General features: G+C 65.8%; 21 protein-coding genes and 1 pseudogene. 9 read left to right on the top strand and 13 right to left on the bottom strand.

What is annotated here, in order from left to right; genetic code table 11:
• A partial coding sequence (locus EGT50_RS14215; RefSeq protein WP_235870754.1) for a thioesterase domain-containing protein occupies nucleotides 1-1,115 on the top strand: 1,115 nt, incomplete at its 5' end.
• 97 nt (nucleotides 1,116-1,212) lie between these two features.
• On the opposite strand, the gene katG is transcribed toward EGT50_RS14215, so the two are convergent.
• From katG to EGT50_RS14185, 6 genes are all read right to left on the bottom strand, one after another.
• On the bottom strand, nucleotides 1,213-3,432 hold the full coding sequence (katG, locus tag EGT50_RS14210) for a catalase/peroxidase HPI (RefSeq protein ID WP_164873415.1): 2,220 nt from the start codon (nucleotides 3,430-3,432) through the stop codon (nucleotides 1,213-1,215).
• Nucleotides 3,433-3,480: 48 nt separating this feature from the next.
• A complete protein-coding gene (locus tag EGT50_RS14205; RefSeq protein WP_127955284.1) occupies nucleotides 3,481-3,912 on the bottom strand; it encodes a Fur family transcriptional regulator in 432 nt (143 codons plus the stop codon).
• A gap of 107 nt (nucleotides 3,913-4,019) precedes the next feature.
• Entirely contained in the window at nucleotides 4,020-4,877 is an 858-nt protein-coding gene (locus EGT50_RS14200) for an ABC transporter permease subunit (protein ID WP_127955283.1), read from the bottom strand.
• A 6-nt stretch (nucleotides 4,878-4,883) separates the two neighbouring features.
• On the bottom strand, nucleotides 4,884-5,660 hold the full coding sequence (locus EGT50_RS14195; protein ID WP_127955282.1) for an ABC transporter permease: 777 nt from the start codon (nucleotides 5,658-5,660) through the stop codon (nucleotides 4,884-4,886).
• The gene (locus EGT50_RS14190) at nucleotides 5,650-6,585 is read right to left on the bottom strand and encodes an ABC transporter ATP-binding protein (protein ID WP_127955281.1); all 936 of its coding nucleotides are present in this window, start codon (nucleotides 6,583-6,585) and stop codon (nucleotides 5,650-5,652) included. Before EGT50_RS14190 ends, EGT50_RS14195 begins: the two co-directional genes overlap by 11 nt.
• 123 nt (nucleotides 6,586-6,708) lie before the next feature.
• Nucleotides 6,709-7,329, bottom strand: coding sequence for an FHA domain-containing protein (locus tag EGT50_RS14185; protein WP_127955280.1), 621 nt, complete (start codon nucleotides 7,327-7,329; stop codon nucleotides 6,709-6,711).
• Between the two features lie 95 nt (nucleotides 7,330-7,424).
• Here EGT50_RS14185 and EGT50_RS14180 point away from each other — a divergent pair, with 95 nt between their 5' ends.
• The 3 genes from EGT50_RS14180 to EGT50_RS14170 all read left to right on the top strand — a co-directional run bounded on the left by EGT50_RS14180 (nucleotide 7,425) and on the right by EGT50_RS14170 (nucleotide 10,049).
• A complete protein-coding gene (locus tag EGT50_RS14180) occupies nucleotides 7,425-8,261 on the top strand; it encodes an alpha/beta hydrolase (RefSeq protein ID WP_127955279.1) in 837 nt (278 codons plus the stop codon).
• 168 nt (nucleotides 8,262-8,429) lie between these two features.
• On the top strand, nucleotides 8,430-8,777 hold the full coding sequence (locus EGT50_RS14175; protein ID WP_127955278.1) for a YciI family protein: 348 nt from the start codon (nucleotides 8,430-8,432) through the stop codon (nucleotides 8,775-8,777).
• A 6-nt stretch (nucleotides 8,778-8,783) separates the two neighbouring features.
• On the top strand, nucleotides 8,784-10,049 hold the full coding sequence (locus EGT50_RS14170; RefSeq protein ID WP_127955277.1) for an RNA polymerase sigma factor: 1,266 nt from the start codon (nucleotides 8,784-8,786) through the stop codon (nucleotides 10,047-10,049).
• Between the two features lie 42 nt (nucleotides 10,050-10,091).
• Here EGT50_RS14170 and EGT50_RS14165 read toward each other — a convergent pair whose 3' ends face one another.
• From EGT50_RS14165 to EGT50_RS14145, 4 genes are all read right to left on the bottom strand, one after another.
• On the bottom strand, nucleotides 10,092-10,484 hold the full coding sequence (locus tag EGT50_RS14165; RefSeq protein WP_127955276.1) for a DUF5313 family protein: 393 nt from the start codon (nucleotides 10,482-10,484) through the stop codon (nucleotides 10,092-10,094).
• Nucleotides 10,485-10,519: 35 nt separating this feature from the next.
• Nucleotides 10,520-11,005, bottom strand: a complete 486-nt coding sequence (locus EGT50_RS14160) for a MarR family winged helix-turn-helix transcriptional regulator (protein ID WP_206615829.1) — start codon at nucleotides 11,003-11,005, stop codon at nucleotides 10,520-10,522.
• A gap of 100 nt (nucleotides 11,006-11,105) precedes the next feature.
• Nucleotides 11,106-11,402 carry a DinB family protein gene (locus tag EGT50_RS14155; RefSeq protein ID WP_127955275.1) on the bottom strand — a complete coding sequence of 99 codons (297 nt, stop codon included), beginning with the start codon at nucleotides 11,400-11,402 and terminating at the stop codon, nucleotides 11,106-11,108.
• A gap of 883 nt (nucleotides 11,403-12,285) precedes the next feature.
• Complete coding sequence (locus EGT50_RS14145) at nucleotides 12,286-13,074, bottom strand: alpha/beta fold hydrolase (RefSeq protein ID WP_164873419.1); 789 nt, start codon at nucleotides 13,072-13,074, stop codon at nucleotides 12,286-12,288.
• Nucleotides 13,075-14,015: 941 nt separating this feature from the next.
• On the opposite strand from EGT50_RS14145, the pseudogene EGT50_RS17410 reads away from it, so the two are divergent.
• From EGT50_RS17410 to EGT50_RS14130, 3 genes and pseudogenes are all read left to right on the top strand, one after another.
• Nucleotides 14,016-14,138, top strand: a pseudogene (locus tag EGT50_RS17410) (acylphosphatase); the annotation flags it as partial.
• A gap of 81 nt (nucleotides 14,139-14,219) precedes the next feature.
• The gene (locus EGT50_RS14135; protein ID WP_127955272.1) at nucleotides 14,220-14,972 is read left to right on the top strand and encodes a hydrogenase assembly protein HupF; all 753 of its coding nucleotides are present in this window, start codon (nucleotides 14,220-14,222) and stop codon (nucleotides 14,970-14,972) included.
• Nucleotides 14,969-15,781, top strand: coding sequence for a DUF6390 family protein (locus EGT50_RS14130; protein WP_127955271.1), 813 nt, complete (start codon nucleotides 14,969-14,971; stop codon nucleotides 15,779-15,781). Before EGT50_RS14135 ends, EGT50_RS14130 begins: the two co-directional genes overlap by 4 nt.
• Nucleotides 15,782-16,061: 280 nt before the next feature.
• Here EGT50_RS14130 and EGT50_RS14125 read toward each other — a convergent pair whose 3' ends face one another.
• Together EGT50_RS14125 and EGT50_RS14120 are read right to left on the bottom strand one after the other, a co-directional pair.
• Nucleotides 16,062-16,907, bottom strand: coding sequence for an NAD(P)H-binding protein (locus EGT50_RS14125; protein ID WP_127955270.1), 846 nt, complete (start codon nucleotides 16,905-16,907; stop codon nucleotides 16,062-16,064).
• Nucleotides 16,908-16,986: 79 nt separating this feature from the next.
• The gene (locus EGT50_RS14120) at nucleotides 16,987-18,582 is read right to left on the bottom strand and encodes an ABC-F family ATP-binding cassette domain-containing protein (protein ID WP_127955269.1); all 1,596 of its coding nucleotides are present in this window, start codon (nucleotides 18,580-18,582) and stop codon (nucleotides 16,987-16,989) included.
• 257 nt (nucleotides 18,583-18,839) lie between these two features.
• Between EGT50_RS14120 and EGT50_RS14115 the strand changes: the two genes are divergently transcribed.
• Nucleotides 18,840-19,334: a beta-class carbonic anhydrase gene (locus EGT50_RS14115; RefSeq protein WP_127955268.1), complete on the top strand. Its 495-nt coding sequence runs from the start codon at nucleotides 18,840-18,842 to the stop codon at nucleotides 19,332-19,334.
• A 13-nt stretch (nucleotides 19,335-19,347) separates the two neighbouring features.
• Here EGT50_RS14115 and EGT50_RS14110 read toward each other — a convergent pair whose 3' ends face one another.
• On the bottom strand, nucleotides 19,348-19,908 hold the full coding sequence (locus tag EGT50_RS14110) for a hypothetical protein (protein WP_127955267.1): 561 nt from the start codon (nucleotides 19,906-19,908) through the stop codon (nucleotides 19,348-19,350).
• Nucleotides 19,909-20,011: 103 nt separating this feature from the next.
• Between EGT50_RS14110 and EGT50_RS14105 the strand changes: the two genes are divergently transcribed.
• Complete coding sequence (locus tag EGT50_RS14105) at nucleotides 20,012-21,760, top strand: penicillin-binding transpeptidase domain-containing protein (RefSeq protein WP_127955266.1); 1,749 nt, start codon at nucleotides 20,012-20,014, stop codon at nucleotides 21,758-21,760.
• The last annotated feature ends 42 nt before the right edge of the window (nucleotides 21,761-21,802 follow it).

Raw genomic sequence — 21,802 nt, 5'->3', positions numbered from 1 at the left:
CGGTGACCGCCAGCGAGAAGGTGGACCGGAAGGCGTTGCCGCCGCCGCGGTGGAACACCCGCGAGTTCCGGGCGCCGACGACCCCGGTCCAGCAGGTCGTGGCCGCCGTGTTCGCGGACGTCCTCGGCATCGACCGGGTCGGACTCGACGACGACTTCTTCGCCCTCGGCGGGAACTCGCTGGCCGCGACCCGCGTGATGGCCCGGCTGCGAAGCGACACCGGCACGACCGTGCCGTTGCAGTGGTTGTTCTCGGATCCCACAGTGGAAGCGCTGGCCAGTCGAATCGTCGCCGGTGTCGAGGGCCCGGCAGGGGAGGGCTTCGGCCCGGTGCTTCCCATCCTGGAGTCCGGTGCGGCGGCGCCGCTGTTCTGCATACACCCGAGCGTCGGATTGTCCTGGTGCTATATGGGTCTAGCCCAGCGCCTCGAGGGAGACATCCCGATCTACGGAGTCCAGAGTCCCGCCATCCTCGAGGAGGGTTTCGTGCCCGAATCGCTCGAGGAACTCGCGGGGCGGTACATCAGCGAGATCCGTGCGGTTCAGCCTGTCGGTCCGTATCGGCTGCTTGGCTGGTCGTTGGGCGGCGTCATTGCGCATGCGATGGCGATCCAACTTCAGGCGATAGGCGAGCAGGTGGAGTTGTTGGCCATGATGGACAGTTTCGTCGGCTCGAACGGGGCGGAGGACGGATCCCCGAAGAGCATCACCATGAGCGACCTGCTGGGCGGATTCGGTGTAGACGAGAGTGTAGCGGGCTCCACCCTGTCGGACCTGAGTCTCGAAGCCGTGACCACCGAATTTGCACGGCTGACTGGACAATCCGTCGAACGAGCGGAACAGGTGTTGGGGCGACTCCTGTCGACTGCGGAACGTAACGCCCGGTTGATGTTCGAATACTGCCCCGAACGCTTCAACGGCGACATCGTGTTCTTCACCGCGATGACTGACGATGACACCGGAACCCGGGCCGTACGAGAATGGGATGGGGCCGTGACCGGACAGGTACACAACTACCCAGTGCCGGCGACGCATTGGCAGATGACCGCCCCCGGCGCATGGGCCGTCGAATGCCCGATCTTGAGGGATGTCATGGGTGGCAAACGGCCGGAGTAGTCGCGAGTGGATAGCTCCTTGGGGAGCGCAGAAGACCCCCTGTGGATAGCTGAGAAGCAATCCACAGGGGGTCCTCGTGCCAATCACCGAATGGTGATCAGGCGAGTTCGAACCGATCCAGCATCATCACCTTGTCCCACGCGGCGACGAAGTCCTGCACGAACTTCTCCTTCGCGTCGTCGCATGCGTAGACCTCTGCGAGCGCACGCAGTTCCGAGTTCGACCCGAACACCAAGTCGACGCGGCTACCAGTCCACCTCAGCTCGCCGGTCGCGCGGTCGCGGCCTTCGTAGCTTCCCTCCTCGGAGGTCGGCTCCCACTTCGTGCCCATGTCGATCAGATTCACGAAGAAGTCGTTGGTGAGCGATCCGGGGTTCGAAGTGAAGACCCCGAGCGACGACTGCTTGTGGTTTGCCCCCAGGACGCGCAGACCACCGATGAGGACGGTCATCTCCGGCGCGCTCAGGGTCAGCAGGTTCGCCTTGTCGATCAGGGCGTGCTCGGCTGGCAGACGCAGCTCCTTGCCGACATAGTTGCGGAACCCGTCGGCCTTCGGCTCGAGCACGGAGAACGACTCCACGTCCGTCTGATCCTGGGTGGCGTCCATGCGGCCCGGCGTGAAGGGCACCTGGATGTCGTAGCCGGCGTTCTTCGCTGCCTGCTCGACGGCGGCGCAGCCACCGAGGACGACGAGATCGGCGAACGAGATCCTGGTGTTGCCGGTCTGCTTGGAGTTGAACGACTCCTGGATCCCTTCGAGCGTGCGCACTACCTGCGCGAGTTCGTCGGGCTCGTTGACCTCCCAGTTGGCTTGCGGCTGCAAGCGGATGCGGCCACCGTTGGCGCCACCGCGCTTGTCGCTGCCTCGGAACGACGACGCCGCTGCCCATGCAGTCGAGATCAGCTGCGAGACAGTAAGTCCCGACGACAGGATCGAGCTCTTCAGGTCAGCGATATCGCCGGCACCGACGAGGTCGTGATCGACGGCGGGAATCGGGTCCTGCCAGACCAGGGCCTCCTGCGGAACTTCGGGGCCCAGGTAGCGAGCGATAGGACCCATGTCACGGTGGGTCAGCTTGAACCACGCCCTGGAGAATTCCTCCGCCAACTCGTCCGGATTGTCGAGCCAGCGGCGGGTGATCTTCTCGTAGGTCGGATCGACCCGCAACGAGAGGTCGGTCGTCAGCATGGTCGGTGGTCGCCCTGCCGACTTGTCGAACGGGTCGGGAACTGTGCCCGCACCGGCACCGTCCTTCGCGACCCACTGATTGGCACCGGCGGGACTCTTCGCCGGCTCCCACTCGTAGCCGTACAGGGTCTCCAGGAAGGTGTTGTCCCACTTGGTCGGGGTGGGCGTCCACACAACCTCGAGGCCGCTGGTGATCGCATCCTTGCCCACACCGCTGCCGAAGGAACTCTTCCAGCCGAGGCCCTGTTCCTCCAGAGGTGCGGCCTCGGGCTCGGGACCGACCAGGTCGTCCGGGCCGGCACCATGGGTCTTGCCGAAGGTGTGGCCACCCACGATCAGAGCGGCTGTCTCCACGTCGTTCATCGCCATCCGGCGGAACGTCTCCCGGATGTCGACTGCTGCTGCCATCGGGTCCGGGTTGCCGTTCGGGCCCTCAGGGTTGACGTAGATCAGACCCATCTGGACCGCGGCCAGCGGATTCTCGAGGTCGCGCTTGCCGGTGTAGCGCTCGTCGCCGAGCCACGTGTGCTCCGGCCCCCAGTAGACATCCTCGTCGGGCTCCCACTGGTCCACGCGGCCGCCGCCGAAGCCGAAGGTCTCGAAGCCCATCGACTCGAGCGCGACATTTCCGGTGAGGACGATCAGGTCGGCCCACGAGAGCTTCTTGCCGTACTTCTTCTTGACCGGCCACAGGAGGCGCCGGGCCTTATCGAGGCTGGCGTTGTCCGGCCAGCTGTTGAGGGGAGCGAAGCGCTGCATACCGGCTCCCGCACCACCGCGACCGTCCTGGATGCGGTAGGTCCCGGCGGCGTGCCACGCCATCCGGATGAAGAGCGGACCGTAGTGGCCGTAGTCGGCGGGCCACCACTCCTGCGAGTCGGTCATCAAGGCCTCGATGTCGGCCTTGACAGCAGCGAGGTCGAGCGTCTTGAACTCTGCGGCGTAATCGAAGTCCCCACCCATCGGGTTGCCGACGACGGGGTCCTTCTTGAGGATCCTCAGATTCAGGCCGGTGGGCCACCAGTCACGGTTGTCAGAGGCCGTCACTCGTTGCGGGCCACCGCCCGACATGACCGGGCACTGCCCCTTCTCATTCGTTTCATTTTCGCGAGTTACGTTTTCGGACACGAGATCCTCTCCAAGAGTCGACGGATCGAGCGGTGATCACCAATGTGATCATGAACTTTGTGCGGTCGAGCAGTCCTGACAGAGTCCCCAATAGATGACCTCGGCCTCGTCAATCGAGAAGCCTTGGGGGTCTGATTCTTTCAGGCAGGGGGCCTCGCCGACAGCGCAGTCGACGTCGGCGATGGTTCCGCAGGATCGGCAGACCATGTGATGGTGGTTGTCGCCGACCCGCGCCTCGTATCGCGCCGCGGAACCGGAGGGCTGGATGCGCCTCACCAGGCCCGCGGTGGTCAAGGCACGCAGCACGTCGTACACCGCTTGCCGGGACACGTCGGGCAGGCTGTCGCATACGGCCATGTAGATCGAGTCCGTGTCGGCGTGTGGATGCGCGTGCACAGCATCGAGGACCGCGACCCGCGGGCGGGTCACGCGAAGGTCTGCGGCACGCAGCATCTCTGGGTAGTTCGATGTGGTACCCATACCTCGACTATGCCCCCTTTTTGGATTAAGTCAAGACTACGCCCGGATATGTGCAGAAGTGTGACAATTCGGAACCGCGATGAGAGGTTGTCGCTTCGGAGTCCGGCTCAGCCGCGCAGGTCACGGCGCTCGAAGACGGCCGCGGCGATGACGCCGACGATCAACGTCGCCCCAGCCAGGACCAGCAGATGTGTCCAGTCGGGGCCGTTGACCAGCGGATTGGATGCCGTGTAGTAGTACCAGGGGCTGATCTTCGCACCACCGGCGAGGGTGTCGGAGAGCGGCAGGAACACGCTCACTGCGAAGCCGAGGGCTGCGAGGCCGCTGGTGACGGCAGTCGCGACCCGACGGCTGCCCGTACCGACTCCGAGCGCGAGGCCGATCATCCCGAACAAGATTCCGAGGAGCGCGGTGTGCGCAGCGGCACCGAAGATCCCGGCGGCAGTCAGGTTCAGGTCGCCGATCATATTGCCGACAATCAGACCGCCGGCGAGGAACGCGCAGACCACCAGGACGTGCACGATCATGGCCTCGATCTTGGCGACTAGGAACGGGATTCGGCCCACGGGTGCGCCGAACAGGATCCCGAGGGTCTTGTCCTGTTCTTCTCCGGCGGTAGCACGAACTGCGGAAATCACCCCGATCGCGATCGCCCCCGCGGGGGCCACTATCGACATGAGTTCGGCGTTCACCCAACCGGCCGGGGTGGTCAAGTCTGCCCCGGCGAACGCTCTAGCCAACGTGTCCGTCAGCGCGGTGGGGATTTCGGCGAACGCGTCCTTCAGGGGCGGCCACAGTGCGCCCACCATCAGGCCCATCGCCACCATCAGTGAGCCGATAACGACGGACAGCGCCATCCGGTCGACGATCGCCTTGCCGACCAATGCGCGGGCTGTGGCGAGTCTGTCTGTCGGGCGCAGGATCTCGGCTCGGTGGCGGAGTGGCGCGTTGCCGTGTGTGGTCATCGAAGCTCATCCCTTCAGGTCGCGACGCTCGAACACCGAGAACGCGACGATGAGCGCGAGGGCAGCCAGCGCGGCGAGCACCAGCAGGTGCGTCGGGTCGAGGCCGTTGGCCAGGGGCGTGTTGCCGGAGTAGTAGTACCAGGGGCTCAGCCGCGCCCAGCCATCCAGATCGGCGAGCGGAAGCATGGCGTTGGTGACGTAGCTGAGGGCCGCCACGGATCCGGCGGTGGCGGCGGCGACGCTGGGCCGGCCGGTGATCGCTCCCACGGCCACCGCGAGTGCGCCGAAGGTGACGGCGAGCATCAGCAGGTGCAGGCAGGTGGCGGCGATGGCACTCTGCGTCAATCCGATCCCGAACAGGGCGCTGGAGGCCGCGGCGGATGCCCAGAACAGTACGGTGGCGGCTGTCAGGGCCAGGAGCAGTCCGCCGACCTTGGAGGCGAGGATGCCCGTGCGGGTGACCGGTTGCGCGGCCAGCACCGCCATAGTCCCGTCTTCCTCCTCCCCGGCCGTGGCGCGGGCACCGCCCGCCACGGCGTAGCCGACCAGGGCCAGGGGAGCGATCAGGTTGAACACCTCACCGACCACGTAGCCGCCTGGAACGTCTGCGCCCATGAACGCACTCAGCGCTTCGGGGAAACTCTCGGTGAGGTCGGCGATCGTGTCCTCGAGTCCCGCGCCGATCGCGAGGGCGAAGACGGTCAACACGACCAACACCGCCGCGAGTCCCAGCACAGGCGCCCGGCGCTCACGCACGTCCTTGGTCAGGATGTCAGTGGACATCGGAGACCTTCCCTTCCTGGTTGCCACCCGGGGACACAGCGTCGCGGTAGTACGTCAGGAAGACCTCCTCGAGGTCCGACTCGCGGCTGTTGAGGTTGAGGACCTCGTGGGCCATGGCCGCCCTCAGGATGTCGTTGACCGGGCCCTCGAACGAGACGGTGGCGTGTCGGCGCTCCACCGACGCCTCGTGAACCCCGGCAACCCCGGTGAAGGTGCCAGAGGGAATTGGATCGGCGAACTCGAAGTCGATCCGACGGATGGCCTTGCGCTTGAGGTCGTCCACCCCTTCGACCACGACCAGTCGCCCTTCTCGGATGATCCCGACCCGGTCGGCAACCCGCTCGACCTGCGAGAGGCTGTGCGAGGACAGGAACACCGTGCGTCCTTCGTCGCGAACCTCCTCGAGCATGGCGTGGAATTCCTGCTGGATCAGCGGGTCGAGTCCTGCGGTAGGTTCATCGAGCACCAACAGTGCGGGTGAGTGCATGAACGCCTGGATCAAACCGATCTTCTGCCGGTTGCCCGTCGAATAGTCGCCGACCTTGCGGGACAGATCGGCCTTGAGTCGCTCGGCGAGTTCGTCGATGTAAGACTGCTCGACTCCGCCTCGCAGCCGGGCGAAGTATTGCAGCGTCTCCTTGCCGGTGAGCCGTGGATACAGCGCCAGGTCACCCGGCACATATCCGATCAGCCGGCGGATCTCGAGGGCGTCTCGGTGCACATCACGACCCAGAATCGTCGCAGCTCCAGAGGTGGGCCGGATCTGGTCGAGCAGGGTGCGAATGGTGGTTGTCTTGCCGGCCCCGTTGGGGCCGAGGAACCCAAAGATCTCCCCCTGAGTGACCTGCAGGTCCAGATCCTGGACGGCGACGACGTCACCATAGTGCTTGGTCAACTTCTGTGTGTCGATCGCCCAATCAGTCATCGCCGTTGTGCCTTTCGTTCCAATGCCGCGTCAGGAGCGGGCGCCGAACGGCATGTCACCGCCTGGCTCAGTGGAAGATCTAATTCTCATGTTAGGCAGAGGCTCTCGTGCTCGAGGTCAAGCTCACAAGTCGTGTTCGGTGATCACTCCACTGTTCAACGCCTTCTCGACCAGCCGGAGGCGCTTCTGGTTCTGGGGTAGTTGTTCGACCCCGAACTTCTTGAACAGTGCCCGCAGATGAGTCTTGACGGCGTCGACGCTGAGGAACACCTCGTCGGCGATCTGCTGGTTCGACGCGGGGTTCGCGAACGCCGCGTTGTGCTTGTACGGTCGGCACAGCGAGACGAGGATCGCGCGCTGCGTCGCCGTCAGCGACCGCGCTGTCGGGACGTCGGCCGCAATCCGCGTGGGCTCACCGCCCGAAGCAGACAGATCTCGGAACACGAACGCCGAGTTGCCCATTCGGATGCTGTCGCCGTTGCGCAATCGGCGTCTCCCCGAGATCCGCTCGCCGTTGACGAAGGTGCCATTGCGGGACAGGCCGTCGTCCACGATCGTCCAGCCGGTACCGATCCACTCGATGGTCGCGTGCAGGCGGGAGACCTCCGGGTCGGACTCGAGTGCCACGTCGGCGTCGGACGAGCGCCCCACCGTGACTCGGGGGCTGTCCACGGAAAGCGTCACCTCCCGTGGGCGGCCCGTCTGGTCGGTATACCTCAGGTACGGGGCATTGGTCGTGCTCATGGCCACTCCCGTCGGGGGACACTTTCATCGTGCCGCCCGCATCTTGCTCTGACAAGCGCCCACGCGACCGGGCAGATCCCCTTAGACTCGCATTCGTGCAGCACACAGAGGCGGAATTCAGCGGGGTGCAGGGCACCCGGATCGTGTACGACGTATGGCGGCCGGAGGGTGCGCCCACGGGCATCCTGCTGCTCGCACACGGGATTGGCGAGCACGCTCGCCGGTACGACCACGTCGTCGACCGTCTCGTCGGGCTCGGTCTGGTGGTGTACGCCCCCGATCACCGTGGGCACGGACGTTCGGGCGGCAAGCGGATCGAACTGCGCGACTGGTCCGAGTTCATCGACGATCTGCACCGCCTGTCCGCGATCGCGGCAGCCCAGAATCCGGGACTGCCGCGGTTCCTGCTAGGACACAGCATGGGTGGGGCGATCGCGCTGACCTACGCCCTCGACCACGGTGAAGAGTTGGCGGGGCTGATCCTGTCCGCGCCGGCGATCGAGTTGGTCACCAAGAAGCCGAAGTTCGTGATCGAACTCGGCAAGATCGTGGGGCGGTTCGTGCCCGGTCTCCCGGTCGAGACCCTCGACGTGAAGGCGGTCTCCCGTGACCCGGCGGTGGTCGCGGCATACGAGTCCGACCCCCTCGTGTACCACGGGATGATCAAGGCCGGTATCGCTCGCGGTCTCGTCCTCGCGGCCGAGAGTTTCCCTGAGCGGGTTTCGTCGCTCACCATGCCGACGCTGGTCCTGCACGGCACCGACGACCGTGTCGTCGATATCTCCGGCAGCCGGATGGTCGCTGAGCGGGCCGGGACGCAGGACATGACGTTGAAGACGTACGACGGACTGTTCCACGAGGTTTTCAACGAGCCCGAACAGGAGAAGGTGCTCGATGATCTCGTGGATTGGCTCCGTCCGCGTCTGAAGTGACGTGACCTTGCCAGAATGAACCCAGCTGCAACCACACTTACCCCCTGATGGGGTGACGGCTGGGGTAGGTGGGCGGGATTTTTCTTCGGCCCTGTCCATTCGCGGCCTTCTCGTTCGTCGTCATGGTGTACCGCAACTGCAACGAGAACCTCCCGAGGAGGAGACGACATGAAGTACATGCTGCTGATCAACGCCGAGTCCACCGCCGACGTCTGTGATGGCCCCACGCAAGAGGACTGGGTGGCCTACGACAAGGAGGTCATGGACGCCGGGATCTTCGTCTCGGGGGAGGGGCTGGCCGATCTGACCACGGCCACCAGCATTCAGGTGGGGCCGGATGGCGAACGCACCGTCACCACCGACGGGCCGTTCGCCGAGACCCGCGAGGTGCTGGGCGGCTTCTACGTCATCGACGTGCCCAACCTCGACGTCGCACTCGACTGGGCGGCGCGGTGCCCCGGATCGCGCGGCGGCGGCCGGATCGTGATCCGCCCGGTCGAAGAATTCGAGAACTGACATCCGATGGCTGCGGTGGGCAGCGGCCGCGGACCCGACGCGGAGGCGTCCGTCGAGGCGGTCTTCCGAGAGGAACGCGGTCGGCTGCTCGCCGCCCTGGTTAGCCGGTTCGGCGACCTCGACCTCGCTGAGGAGGTGACGTCGGAGGCCATCGAGGCGGCTCTACGGCACTGGCCGGTGGACGGAGTGCCGTCCAAGCCCGGCGCCTGGCTGTTGACCACAGCGCGTCGCCGGGCCGTCGACCGACTGCGGCGTGACCAGGTCCTCGCGGCGCGGATAGCGGCGCTACAGGTGGAGGCGGATCGCGCCGACCCCGCTCCGCCTGCGGATATCGATGGCGACCTCCCCGACGAGCGTCTACAACTGTTCTTCACCTGCGCGCACCCGGCACTGTCGGCGGAGGACCGCACCGCCCTCACCCTGCGTTGCCTCGCCGACCTCACGACACCCGAGGTTGCGCGCGCGTTCCTCGTGTCGCCGGCCACGATGGCGAAACGAATAGTGCGGGCCAAGAGAAGGATTCGGGCGAACCGGATACCGTTCCGGGTGCCGGGGCCCGACGAACTCCCACAGCGATTGCCCGGTGTCCTGCAAGTCCTGTACTCGATCTTCACCGAGGGGTACGCCGCCAGCGGTGGGCCGCGACTGCAACGCCTCGACGTCGCCGAGGAAGCGATCCGGCTGACGCGGGTCCTGCATCGGCTGCTGCCCGACGAACGTGAGGTCGCCGGTCTCCTGGCGCTCATGCTGCTCGTCCATGCCCGCCGCGGCGCGCGCACTGCTCCGGGCGGCGGCTTGGTGCTGCTCGATGATCAAGATCGCTCCGAGTGGGACCATCCGATGATCGAGGAGGGGACCGCGCTGGTGCTGGTCGCCCTCACCGGCGGCCCACCCGGGGCTTATGGAGTTCAGGCCGCGATCGCGGCGCTGCACGACGAGGCCGCCGACGTCGCGAGCACCGACTGGCCGCAGATCGTGGCCCTGTACGACGTCCTGCTGGGAATAGCGCCGTCACCGATCGTGATGCTCAACCGAGCGGTCGCGATCGCAATGCGTGACGGACCCGAGGCCGGTCTCGCGCTCCTCGACGACCTCGGCGACCACCCGCTGCTGCGCTCGCACCACCCGTACCCGGCGGCACGGGCGGAACTACTGCGCCGCCTCGGGCGCCGGCGCGAGGCGGCCGATGCCTACCGGCGCGCGCTCGACTTGGTCGGGACCGAACCCGAGCGTGAGCATCTTCGGCAACGACTCGGCGAGGCTGAACGGTAGTGCCGAGGCCGCGGTAGTGCCGAGGCACACGAATCGCCGTTTCTAGAACGTGTGCGGGTGCGCCTTCTCGTAGGCGGCCTTCTCGGCGTGGTAGCGGGCGACCTTCTTGGGATTCTCGAGATCCGGTGAGAGTCCGTGCCTTTCGAGGCGGCGTCGGCGGTTCTGCTCCATGTAGGCGGCCGCGAAGAACAGGGCGAGGAACAGGCCGAGGAGGACCATCGAACCGCGCAGCCACACCGGTCCGGGAAACAGGAAGAACGCCGCGAAGATCGGGATGAACGGCACCATGGATCGCACCATGTGGCGGGGGATGGCCCAGTCGCCGATGAGGTCTTTGCGGACCCAGTCCTGCATCGAGTCGGGGAGCTTGCGGCCGCATGCGTAGCCGATCCACTGCACCGGGTTGGGGCGGCGGACCTTGTTCTGGGTCGTCATGTCGTGTGTACCTGTTCCTGATCCGAAGGGGCGGTTCACTCGCTCAGCGCCCCGGCACGTAGGGCGGCGGCGTTGACTCGGGTGAGGGCGGAATGCAGTTCTTCGAGTTCGGCGAGATCCACACCGAGGCGCTTCACCACGGCGCCGGGAATGCGTTCAGCCTGGGTGCGCAGGGCCTTGCCGGAGCCGGTGAGCTCGACGATCAACTGCCGCTCGTCGGCGGCACTACGGGTGCGGGTGATCAGTCCACTCGACTCGAGTCGTTTGAGGAGCGGGGACAGGGTGGGCGAGTCGAGTTGGAGGGCCTGCCCGATCTCCTTGACCGACATCGGTGCGTCCCCCCACAGCGCAAGCATGACGAGATATTGCGGGTGCGTCAGTCCCATGGGCTCGAGGAGGGGGCGGTAGACCGCGAGTACCGCGCGATTGGCAACCGCAAGCGCGAAGCACAGCTGGCGATCCAGCGCCAACGGGTCGACGTCGCCCCAGTCGATGTCCGATTCGGTGATGTCCGTGCTCACGGAAATGAAGAATACACGATTAAGTAGCGCACTAACTAAATGTTGTCGAGAACTCCCCGTGGTTCGGTGGGTGGACGTCACGTCGGCTACGGCGGAAGGACTACGGAGCGGCGAGGGCGTCCTGCTCGAATGCCGCTATCCGGGGTTCCGCCATTTCGGCCGCGGTGGCCAGTCGCTCCGCCCAGATGTGCTCGTTGTCGGCGATGTGACAGACATACTCGCCGACCGACCACGCGGTGTCGGCGATCTTCGTGCGGTAGTTGCGCTCAGTGACTGCCGCGGATAGGCCGGAATGAATCTGTGAGTGGCTGGCCATCAGCGACTCGAAAGACTGCTTCCAGTGGTAGCCGCACTCTCGACAGGGATCCCCGAATTCCTGAGCACCGGAGACTGTCACGGTCGAAGTTTGGCACACGGTATTGGCCCCGGAGCATCTCGATGTGAACCGCCTCGATGGTGCCTTCAACCCGCTGAGACAACCATGCGTCCACCCGCCAACTGGTTGCAGTCCAATGTAGTTGCCAGGGCTGCTGCAAAATACTTGGGTCCGGATCGCTTCTTGTCGCCCTGGACAACGAGTGGGTACTCCGGGATCGAAGCCGACTAGAAGTGGGGATCGCATGACGTCGTACGAATTGGTAGACGGAGAGCGTCGACGGGTCCGTGTGGAGACGTGTCCCGAAAGTGGACGGTACGAGGTGGAGGTCAATCCCTCAGTCGCGCTTCTCATACGGAGTGAGAGTGCAGCACTGACAGAAGGCGTTCCTATCGGTACGCGAAAGCGAGAGCATCTGAAGTTCGTACTTGATGGACAGAGCATCGATCTGACCATCGGTAACGGAGGACTCTCCCGAAGGTCGTATCGAGTGAAGTTCGACTACGAGGGCCGCGAATACCTTTTTGTTCCCGTTACGGACGACGAAAGTGCCCTTGCGGAAGGCAGCGCTGAACTCGCGCGCTTCTCGATAGATGAGAACGGCCGTGTAGAGCCCTCCTGGGAAACAAGCCGCCCAGTCACACCCGCTGAATCTGCAGCCGGAATCGTCCTGGCAGCGGCACTCGGTTGCGGAGCCCTCAACGGTGCTCGTGCGTTCATCGAAGCTCTGGCCACCGGAACAGGGGCTTAGCGAGCACTCAACCGACGACAACCGTGACGCAAGCGTCCAAGCGCTACCCAAAGACCGCTGTTTCGAAGCTCTCTCGGTGTCGACGCCGCTGATGTGATCGCGCTATCGACCCAGGTGGGCCTGGGAAGTCAACCTCTTCGAGGCATCCATGCGTCAGTGTTCCTCGAGGAACGGCTTCACGACCGCCAGTACCTCTTCAGAGGCGGCGACGGTGGTTGCGTGGTCGAAGCCGGGGATGACGGCGAGCTGCGACCCGGGGATTAGCGTCGCGAGTCTCCGGGTGTCGGACAACCGTGGGCGGTCCTCGGAGCCGACGAAGAGCAGGGTCGGCACATCCAACGCTTCGAGCGCGGCGTCGGGCACGCCGGGCTCCAGCTGGGTGCGCCGCAGGTAGGCAATCAGTGCGCGGGTGTCGTTGGCGTCGAACGCCGCTCGGGTCGCCGGATCCAGTGGCCACGATCGGTGTGCGTTCCACTGGTCGAGGAATGCCGTCATGCCCTCGCGGTCGAGGACGTCGATGCATCCGGGAAAGAACAGTTCGTCGAACGAACCGGCCTGTGGACGGCTGCTGCCGGCGCCGACAGTGAGCGTGCGTAGACGATCAGACTCCGCGACAGCGAGCGAGAGCCCGACGCGGCCGCCGAACGAGTAGCCCAGGTAGTGGGCCTGATCGTGGCCCAGGGCGTCGAGCACCGCAATCATGTCGGCGACGACGAGGTCCATCGCGTACGACTCGGGCTGCGGTGGGGCGTCGCTGCAGCCGTGGCCACGCATGTCGGGCAGGATCAGCTGGTACTCGTCGCGTAGCGCGTCGACGTAGCCGAACGCGCGCCAGATGGCACTCGACAGCGCGGTGCCGTGGGCGAGCACCAGGGGTGGTCCGTCGCCGATCACCCGATACGCGACACCGACGCCGTCGACCGGGTTGATTGCCTGGTGCATGACCACCATTCCACGGTAGATACCACTGCTGGATGGCAGATACCGGTTCGACGGATTCGAGTCCTTCCGGACCCACACTCGAGACAAGCACCGCGACGTGGCCTGACCGCAGACATGCCGAACCATTGGTTCCAGCTCGGACTGTGGCGCTGCAGCAGCGCGGACATTGAGGTCCGGTCGGACGGTGTGCTGCGGGTCAGGAAGCGGGATATTCTGCAGTGCAGGTGAATACGGGATCACGATGCCATCTCGCCGCCGTGATGATGTGCGGCACAGTCAACCTGTTGAATCCCTCCAACGACCCGCCCGCATTCGTAGAGAATGTCGGAAACCTTGTGCACCCGGCACTGTTCGACCTCCGAGGGCGAGGATTGATCCCTGAAGCCTCTGAGCGGAACTCACGATCGTTGAATCCCGTCGCGTGAGTGGTCGGTCTGTCCGCGATCAGTGGAACGGGACCCGAGCATCGGTGCCGACGTTGACAGACCGGCTCCCCCGGCGCCTTAATTGTGGTGGGCGCCACGCAAGTGGGCCGAGGGTCGACTCCGGTGGCGCAGGGGTGGTGAAGCCCCGGGGGAGTGGCCGCGATGCCGACGTCGACGAGAGCCGCGATAACGCCGGAACACGCCAAAGCCGAGCAGACGGACGAGGGCGTCATCCACGTTCTGTGGATCAATGTGGACCTGAACTCTGAGGGAGACTCCGTCGCCCCCACCGGGGCGAGTCGTCGTCGAGGGTTCGATTCTGAACGAGAAGCCGCACGACGAAGGCCACTGAGTACGGGCGCTCTACGTACCGGGTAGCGCGGGAACAGGTGATCGCCGAGAGAAGAGGGGCTTCTCGATGACGTCCACAGCGCCCGAGCTGATGCGGGGGGCAACCGACGACAAGGGCTTGGTCGAGATGGCTTGGCTTTGGCGACGATCCACGTGGGATTCGCGATGACGTCGGAGGCCCTCACCGGCCGGGGCACGCTGCAGCGGCGCCGGGTGACCGTTCGCGGCGTCGTCCAGTGCGTCGGCTTCCGGCCGTTTGTCGCGCGGTTGGCGAACATGCTGGGTCTCGTCCTCGCTGGGCCAGGCGGCGCTCGGGCTGGCGACGCTCGAACGCCGCGAAAACACCGATCCGGATGACGAGGTGCGACCATGACGACGAGTGATGCGACAGCCCCGTTGATCGACCCCGAACTGTCCGCGGACCTCGCGGCCACTGCGCTTGCCCTGGCCCGTCGCTTCCAGACGGGGGCCACTCTGTGGGTCGTCTCACCTCAGTGGGAACAGCACGCGCACTACGTGGCGGTCGAGTTCGCCCACCCGGTGATCACGGGTAAACGTGCCCTTCCGGCGGTTTCGCTCGTCGAGTCCGACTCGGTGGCGCAGTGCCGGGTCGCGACCCGGCCGGGCGACGTAATCCTGGCGGTCTCGACCGCCGATCAGCCACAGGTACGCGACATAATGCGACGCGCTCCGGCGTGGGGTGCCGACACGGTCTGGATCAGCTCCGGTCTGCGGCCCGAATCCGGATCCGCCACTCACATCCTGTGGGTTGAATCCGATGATCCGATGGTGCCGGTCACCGGTCGGTTCGCGTTGATATACCACCTGCTGTGGGAACTCACGCAAGTCTGCTTGGAACACCGAGGGTTGCTTATCGAACCCGATCCTTCCCACGACGAGCGCACCGAGGACGGGTCCGTCACGTCCCGCGACGAGGAACGGCCCGCGGAAGTGGTCGCGGTGTCTTCGGATTCGCTCGCGGGAACCCTGGTCCGGACGGGAACCGGGGAGCAGCGGGTCGACACGACGTTGGTCGGCCGCGTAGAGATCCACGACCTGCTGCTGGTCCGCGGCCGAGCGGCGATCTCCCGCATCCAACCCGACAAGGACGTGCCGCGATGACCGGCTCGGGGGGAACGCGGGCCGGCCGGGTGCTGTTCGCGCGGTACGCGTACGCGCCGAACGCCCTGGGATATTGTGGCCCGTCCGAATCGACGGTCCTCGAAGGCGTCGCCTGCGCGAGCGAGGGCGCGGCCGTCCACAAGGTCGACTCGGCGGCGAGGAGATTCCGCGGAGCGTGGCCGTACCAGGAGCTACTAGCCGAGATGTCCGGGCTGGACGACCCCCTCGACGAACGGGTGGTGCGCGGATACTGGACCGGCAACGAGCTGACGTCGGCCGTGGACCGGGACCGCTTCGGGCGGGAACTGCTCGACCGTCTGGGGATTCGCGCCGGACGCTACTGGCGGTACCTCACCGACGACCTGCTGCCCGAGGTCGCGCCCACCCATGCGTTTCACGTGCTCGGTGTGTATCCATGGACTCGGCTGCTCGGTACCGGCAATGCGCAGCCGCTGCACTTCCTCGACTCGTGCCGGGTCCGCAACGGTGTCGTCATGGAGTTGCGTCCGGGCACTGCAGTGGTGCGGTCGCGCCGGCTCCGTTTCGACGGAACGAAGCTGACGCTGGGTCCGCTCGAGGACGGATTCGCCGAGTGGCGTACGCCCGCTGGCCCGTTCGTGCCCGGTCTGCGGGTAGGTGATCGCGTGGCCGTTCACTGGGACCGGCTGTGCGATCGGCTCGATGCCGACCAGGCCGGCAGCCTCGAGCACTGGACCAACTGGCAACTGAAGCACACCAATGCGCGTCTCGAATCCGAGTTTGTCAGTCCTGCAGTAGGTCCGGACGCGGCTCCAACTCGGGAGGCATGAAGTCCCACGGCAGCTCGAGGCGATTCGCGGATCACCGTGCGTTCGGAGGTGGTGCATCGACACTCCCGCATCCTGCTTGTTATTGCTGTTTGGTAAGGAACACGAGGCTTGTGAAACCTATGAACCGGGCTGGATCTGATGAAGCTCGAGAATCCCGAATCGTTGCCGATGCGCTGCGCGCCCACCTGATCAGGGTGGTCCAGCCACAACCCCGGCGAGCCCTCTGATTCGTTGCGCTACTGGATGAACCGACTATTCAAGGCTCGCCGTGGCGGGAGGTTCAGGTGTGGCTGTTCAGGTAGTCGACGAACGTCTGTGGCGGTCGGCCAGTAAGAGTCTCGACGTCGCGCGTCACTGTCGCCAACTCCCCCGCCGCGATCGCTGCGTACGAAGTCACCCACCCTGCGACCGCGAACTCCGAGGCCCCGTAGTGGGCCCGAGACGCGTATGCCTCCTCGAGGGTCTCGTTCTCGAAGCTCACCAACCGGCCGGTCGTCGTGGTGATCATCTCCGCCGCTTCGGCAAGGGTGAATGCTTCCGGTCCGGTCAGCCGATAGGTCACACCGTCGTGGTCGCCGTTGCCGGCCGTGAGCACCGCGGCCGCGGCGGCGGCGACATCGTCGGGCGCCACCGCGCTGACGCGTCCGTCTCCGGCCGGGCCGCGGATGACGCCCTGATCGTCCACCATCCGCGGGATCATCGATTGATACCAGCTGTCCTGCAGGAATGTGAATCTCAGCCCGCTTCGCCGGATGTGTTGTTCCGTGTAGTAGTGGTCGCGCCCGAACGTGAATGTGCAGTCGGGCGCCGCGCCGAGGAACGACAGGTAGACGATCTGTTCCACCCCTGCTGCCTGAGCGGCGTCAACCACGGTGGCATGCTCTTCGCGTCGGGTGGCGCTTTCGTGGCCGGAGACGAGGAACAGCAACCGGATGCCATCCAGCGCGGCGGTCATCGCGGGTCCGTCGGCGTAGGCGGCCACGGCGAACCCGGAGTTGAAATGCTCGGCCAGTGGCGCGAGACGCTCCGGGTTTCTTCCGATCAGGCGGACACTGGTACCTCCGCCCAGCCTTTCGAGCACCTTGTTCCCGATGGAGCCCGTGGCCCCAGTCACTGCGATGGTCATGGGCCGCATCCTTCGATCGACATCCCTTCATCCTGGCGCACACGACTGCGTCCGTGGTAGCCGCCGACCTGGCCGCAACCTAATCGACTTGCTCGAGACCTCGCTCGTCGACCGTGAGTCGCCGGGTGATGCCGATCTCGCGCAGGAACCGGCGGTCGTGACTGACCACCACCAGCGCGCCGCGGAATCCGTTCAACGCCTGCACCAGATGCTCGAGGCTCGGCAGATCGAGGTTGTTGGTCGGTTCGTCGAGCATGAGCAACCGCGGCGGGGGATCCGGAGCCAGCAGCATCGCCAACGCGGCGCGTAGTCGCTCGCCGCCCGACAACGTCGAGACCAGGGCGTCGGCATCGGCGCCGCGGAACAGGAACCGGGCCAGGCCCGCGCGGATCTGCTCGGCCGGGGCGTGCGGTGCGGCCGCGGCGACGTTCTCGGCCACGGACCTGGCGTCGTCGAAGAGGTCGAGTCGCTGGGGGAGGAGCCCGAACGGCACCTTCGTGCCGCTGCGCGCGATCTCGCGCAGTAGCGTCGTCTTGCCGATGCCGTTGCGTCCGCCCAGCTCGATGCGCTCGGGTCCAGTGACGGTTAGCTCGATCGTCTGGCCGCTGCGCAGGCATGTCCCCGGAAGGGCGATCACCTGCTGCCCCGGGAACACCGCCGTGTCGGGCAGGTCGATGCGGATCTCACGGTCGTCGCGCACCTGATCTTCGGCCTCGGCGAGTGCACGTCGTGCGTCGTCGACCTTCTCGATGTGGTTTCCGCGCAGCTTGCCGGCCGATTCCTGCGCCGCACGTTTACGCGAATTCGCCACGATCTTCGGTACCCTCTTGGTCTCGAACATCTTGCGCCCGTATCGCTCACGACGGTCGATCTTGATCCGCGCCTCGACGAGTTCGCGGCTCTGCCGGCGGACGTCGCTGCGCGCTTCGCGCACCGCAGCCTGCGCCGCCTCCTGCTCGGCGGCGATCGCTTGCTGGTAGTCGCTGTAGTTGCCTCCGAACATCCGGAGTCGGCCGTCGCGCAGCTCGGCGATCGACTCCATCGTGTCGAGCAAGTCGCGGTCGTGGCTGACGACCAGGACGGTGCCCGGGAACTGCTGCACCGCGGCGGTGAGCAGCGCCCGACCGTCGCCGTCGAGATTGTTGGTCGGCTCGTCGAGCAGCAGGATGTCCGGCTCGTGGAGCAGCTGCGCCGTAAGACCGAGCAGCGTCGTTTCACCGCCGGACAATTCGCCCACAGTGCGGTCGAGATCGTCTATGTCGGAGACGATGCGTCGCAGCCCGAGTCGGTGCAGCGTCGACACCGCCCGCTCCTCGATGTCCCACCCTGTGCCGATCGTGTCGAAGTCGGTGTCGGTACCCGCACCGGACTCGACGCGTCCGAGTGCCTGCCGAATGCCACCGATCCCGAGGACGGCGTCGATGCGCACGCGCGGGTCGAGGGCGAGATCTTGCGGAAGGTAGGCAACGGTGCCAAGGGTCGTCACCGAGCCACGGGCTGGCCGCAGCAGCCCGACGATCAGTCGCAGCAGGGTGGACTTACCGGACCCGTTGAGTCCGACCAGACCGGTTCGACCCGAGTTGATCACGGCGTCGAGGCCGTCGACCACGCGGGACCCGTCGGGCCATGAGAAGGTGAGGTCGGAAAGTGAAATGGACGTGGAGGACTGAGCCATACGGATGCTCCTCGAGGTAGGTTGCGTCGCGCAGACGTGAGCGATGCACACGTCGCGCTCGGGCGCGGATCACCTCGACAGGAGCAAGGGCCTCTCCGATCCTCGGGAACAGAACGCCAACCACGGTATGGCCGGCTCGACATCGACGCAACCGACTTGTTTCGCACACCGGGCACAGGAGGGTTCCATGTCGAGGTCGAACCGACGATCATGGGACGTGCACGTGGGTACCTGACCCACCGGACCGGGAGACGCCGATGACCGTCACCGACGAACTACTCGAGAACAACAAGCGATACGCCGAGAACTTCTCCGGGCCGCTTCCCATGCCGCCGAGCAAGCCCGTCGCTGTACTCGCCTGTATGGACGCACGACTGGACGTGTACCGGATGCTCGGGCTGAGCGAGGGTGAGGCGCACGTGATCCGCAATGCGGGTGGCGTCGTCACCGACGACGAGATCCGTTCGCTCGCAATAAGTCAACGCCTGCTCGGCACCCGCGAGATCGTTCTCATACACCACACCGACTGCGGCATGCTCACGTTCACTGACGATGACTTCAAACGCAGTGTCCAGGACGAGACCGGTGTCAAGCCGGCGTGGGCCGTCGAGACGTTCCCGGACGTCGAAGAGGACGTCCGCCAGTCGCTCCGCCGCATCCAGGCGAGCCCGTTCGTCACCCTCACAGAATCGTTGCGCGGCTTCGTGTTCGACGTCGCAACTGGCAAGCTGGGCGAGATTACCCTCGACTGATCGGGTGGCAGACCTAGAGCTGTGGCCCCTCCGTTCGGAGATCGTCGACCTTTCGCATCGCCTCACGGAGCTCTGCGAGCCACTCCTCGGCGTGCGCGCCGACGAGTTTGACCGTCCAGGCCAGCGCGTCGGACCGGGAGCGGGCGACCCCGGCGTCGACGAGCGTGTCCAGGACCTTGCGTTCCGGTTGGCGCAATCGCGTCATGACGGGGACAGCGAGGTGAGTGAACAAGATTCGCCGATCGCCAATCGTGACGCCCCACGCAACCTTTCGTCCGTATCGGTCCTCGGCCTCGTCAGCGATCTGCATCCTCGCTGGTCTTGTGGATTCCCGGAACCGGGCGACACGTCCCGCCTCGGCAGCCTCCGAGGACTCACCTTCGTCGACTTCGACGGCCGGTAGCGCGCCCGTCACGACGATCTCCTCACGGTCCACGTCGACGGTAGCGGGGCCGACGAACCAGTCGTCTGGAAGCCTGCCGGCGAACCACTCCGCGGCGTCGGACGCGTCGGGGACGTCGGCTTGTTGCCATCCGCCGGGTCGTCCGAATCCGAAACCATGTGCTCTTTTCATGATCGTCCTCCTCGGTCGATCCATTGCACTGATTACATGATTACTCGATTTCCAGAGATTCGCCACCGTCCTCGAGGTCTGCAACTCGGGCATCATCTAGGGCATGTCTGCGCGCATCGCCTCCCGGACGAACCTGACCGCTGCGCTCGCCGCATTCGCTCTCGTGCTGGCGGGGTGTAGTGGGAACAGCCCCTCTCCCGAGCAGCGCTTTGCCGACGCCCTCGCGGCCGGCGACGTCCAGGCTGCCGCGGACCTGACGACCGACCCGGCAGCCGCCTCTGCGGCGATAACCGCGATGTTCGACGGGCTGAACGCCCAGGCACACACCTTTACGGTCGCCGAGAGCGGCGAATCGTTCACCATCGACGCCGACTGGGACTTCGGCGACGGAGAGCAATGGCAGTACTCCACCGAGGGAACGGTCGTGGACGTTGGGGGTGAACAACGGCTTTCGTGGGATCCGGCACTGTTGGCACCCGGTCTCGAGGCCGACTCCACGATTCGATACACGGTGACGACCGGAACGCCCCCGCAGGTGCGGGCGAGCGATGGACAGCCGATCATGACGCAACAGGTGGTCACGCTCGTCAACCTGCAGCCGTCGGCGGATCCGGCCGCGGTCGCCCCGCTGCTCGCCCCGATCGAGCCGACGATCACCGCTGACTCGCTCCGAGCCAACCTCGCTAGTTCGGAAGGCGGTCAAGCCGTCACCGTGATCACTTTGCGAGACTCCGACATTGCACCCATTCGGGCCAGGCTGGCCGCGATTCCGGGAGTGGAACTGGTAGAGCAGACCCGACTGCTCACCGTCGACAAGGCACTGTCGTCGCCGGTGCTCGCCGACTTGACGACCGTCTGGCAGCAGGCCCAGGACGCGTCGGCGGGGTGGGCGGTGCAGATAGTGGCTCCGGACGGCACCGCGACTCGGGTCGCCGGTCAGGACGGCCCGCCGGCCTCGAACATCGACACCACACTGGACCTGCGGATGCAGACCGCGGCCGAGAACGCGCTCGCGAGCATCTCGCAGCCCGCGGCGATCGTTGCGCTGCAACCGTCGACCGGTGCCATACTCGCCGTCGCACAGAACAGTCCCGCCGACGCGCAGGGCGCGATCGCGCTCACCGGGCTCTATCCGCCCGGATCCACGTTCAAGACCGTGACCACCTCGGCGGCACTTCAGTCCGGCGACGTCACGCCCGACACAGTGCTGCGGTGTCCGGGAACGGAGAACATCGAGGGCCGCCAGATCCCCAATGACGACAATTTCGATCTCGGATCGGTCCCGCTGCACAGCGCCTTTGCGCACTCATGCAACACAACGATGGCCCGTCTGGCCGTCTCGCTGCCCGCCGACGCGCTACAACAGGCGGCGCTGCAGTTCGGCCTGGGTATCGACTACGTCACCCCGGGGCTGACGACCGTCACCGGGAGCGTGCCTACGGCGGACACACCAGCCGAGCGGGTCGAGTCGGGAATCGGCCAGGGGCAGGTCACTGCGTCGCCCTTCGGGATGGCGCTCGTCGCCGCGTCCATCGCCCACGGTTCGACACCCGCACCGATGATGATCCTCGGCGAGCCCGGCACTGCGGATCGCACCGTCACCCCGACGCCGGCAACTGTCGACGCTGATCTGCGCGCGATGATGCGCGAGACGGTCACGGACGGAACCGCGACGACACTCGCCGACCTTCCTGGCCTCGAGGGCAAGACCGGCACGGCGGAGTACGGTAGCGGCACAGGTTCACACGGATGGTTCGTGGGCATCGACAACGATCTCGCTTTCGCGGTTTTCGTTGCGGGAGCAGGTAGTTCGGGTCCCGCGCTGGATGCTGCCGGTCGTTTCCTGAGGTAGGTCCGCGCCATTCCCGAGTCGGGCCCGCACGGCAACAGGATG

It is taken from the genome of Rhodococcus xishaensis (assembly GCF_004011825.1).
Classification (GTDB): domain Bacteria; phylum Actinomycetota; class Actinomycetes; order Mycobacteriales; family Mycobacteriaceae; genus Prescottella; species Prescottella xishaensis.
The sequence above is the reverse complement of the archived record's forward strand: the minus strand, read 5'-3'. Positions and strand labels throughout refer to the sequence as shown.

Coding starts and splice junctions, on each gene's coding strand:
- EGT50_RS14205 (WP_127955284.1), bottom strand. CDS start 3,912: ATGGGTACCACATCGAACTACCCAGAGATGCTGCGTGCCGCAGACCTT.
- EGT50_RS14200 (WP_127955283.1), bottom strand. CDS start 4,877: ATGACCACACACGGCAACGCGCCACTCCGCCACCGAGCCGAGATCCTG.
- EGT50_RS14195 (WP_127955282.1), bottom strand. CDS start 5,660: ATGTCCACTGACATCCTGACCAAGGACGTGCGTGAGCGCCGGGCGCCT.
- EGT50_RS14190 (WP_127955281.1), bottom strand. CDS start 6,585: ATGACTGATTGGGCGATCGACACACAGAAGTTGACCAAGCACTATGGT.
- EGT50_RS14185 (WP_127955280.1), bottom strand. CDS start 7,329: ATGAGCACGACCAATGCCCCGTACCTGAGGTATACCGACCAGACGGGC.
- EGT50_RS14175 (WP_127955278.1), top strand. CDS start 8,430: ATGAAGTACATGCTGCTGATCAACGCCGAGTCCACCGCCGACGTCTGT.
- EGT50_RS14170 (WP_127955277.1), top strand. CDS start 8,784: ATGGCTGCGGTGGGCAGCGGCCGCGGACCCGACGCGGAGGCGTCCGTC.
- EGT50_RS14165 (WP_127955276.1), bottom strand. CDS start 10,484: ATGACGACCCAGAACAAGGTCCGCCGCCCCAACCCGGTGCAGTGGATC.
- EGT50_RS14145 (WP_164873419.1), bottom strand. CDS start 13,074: ATGCACCAGGCAATCAACCCGGTCGACGGCGTCGGTGTCGCGTATCGG.
- EGT50_RS14135 (WP_127955272.1), top strand. CDS start 14,220: ATGACGACGAGTGATGCGACAGCCCCGTTGATCGACCCCGAACTGTCC.
- EGT50_RS14130 (WP_127955271.1), top strand. CDS start 14,969: ATGACCGGCTCGGGGGGAACGCGGGCCGGCCGGGTGCTGTTCGCGCGG.
- EGT50_RS14125 (WP_127955270.1), bottom strand. CDS start 16,907: ATGACCATCGCAGTGACTGGGGCCACGGGCTCCATCGGGAACAAGGTG.
- EGT50_RS14120 (WP_127955269.1), bottom strand. CDS start 18,582: ATGGCTCAGTCCTCCACGTCCATTTCACTTTCCGACCTCACCTTCTCA.
- EGT50_RS14115 (WP_127955268.1), top strand. CDS start 18,840: ATGACCGTCACCGACGAACTACTCGAGAACAACAAGCGATACGCCGAG.
- EGT50_RS14110 (WP_127955267.1), bottom strand. CDS start 19,908: ATGAAAAGAGCACATGGTTTCGGATTCGGACGACCCGGCGGATGGCAA.
- EGT50_RS14105 (WP_127955266.1), top strand. CDS start 20,012: ATGTCTGCGCGCATCGCCTCCCGGACGAACCTGACCGCTGCGCTCGCC.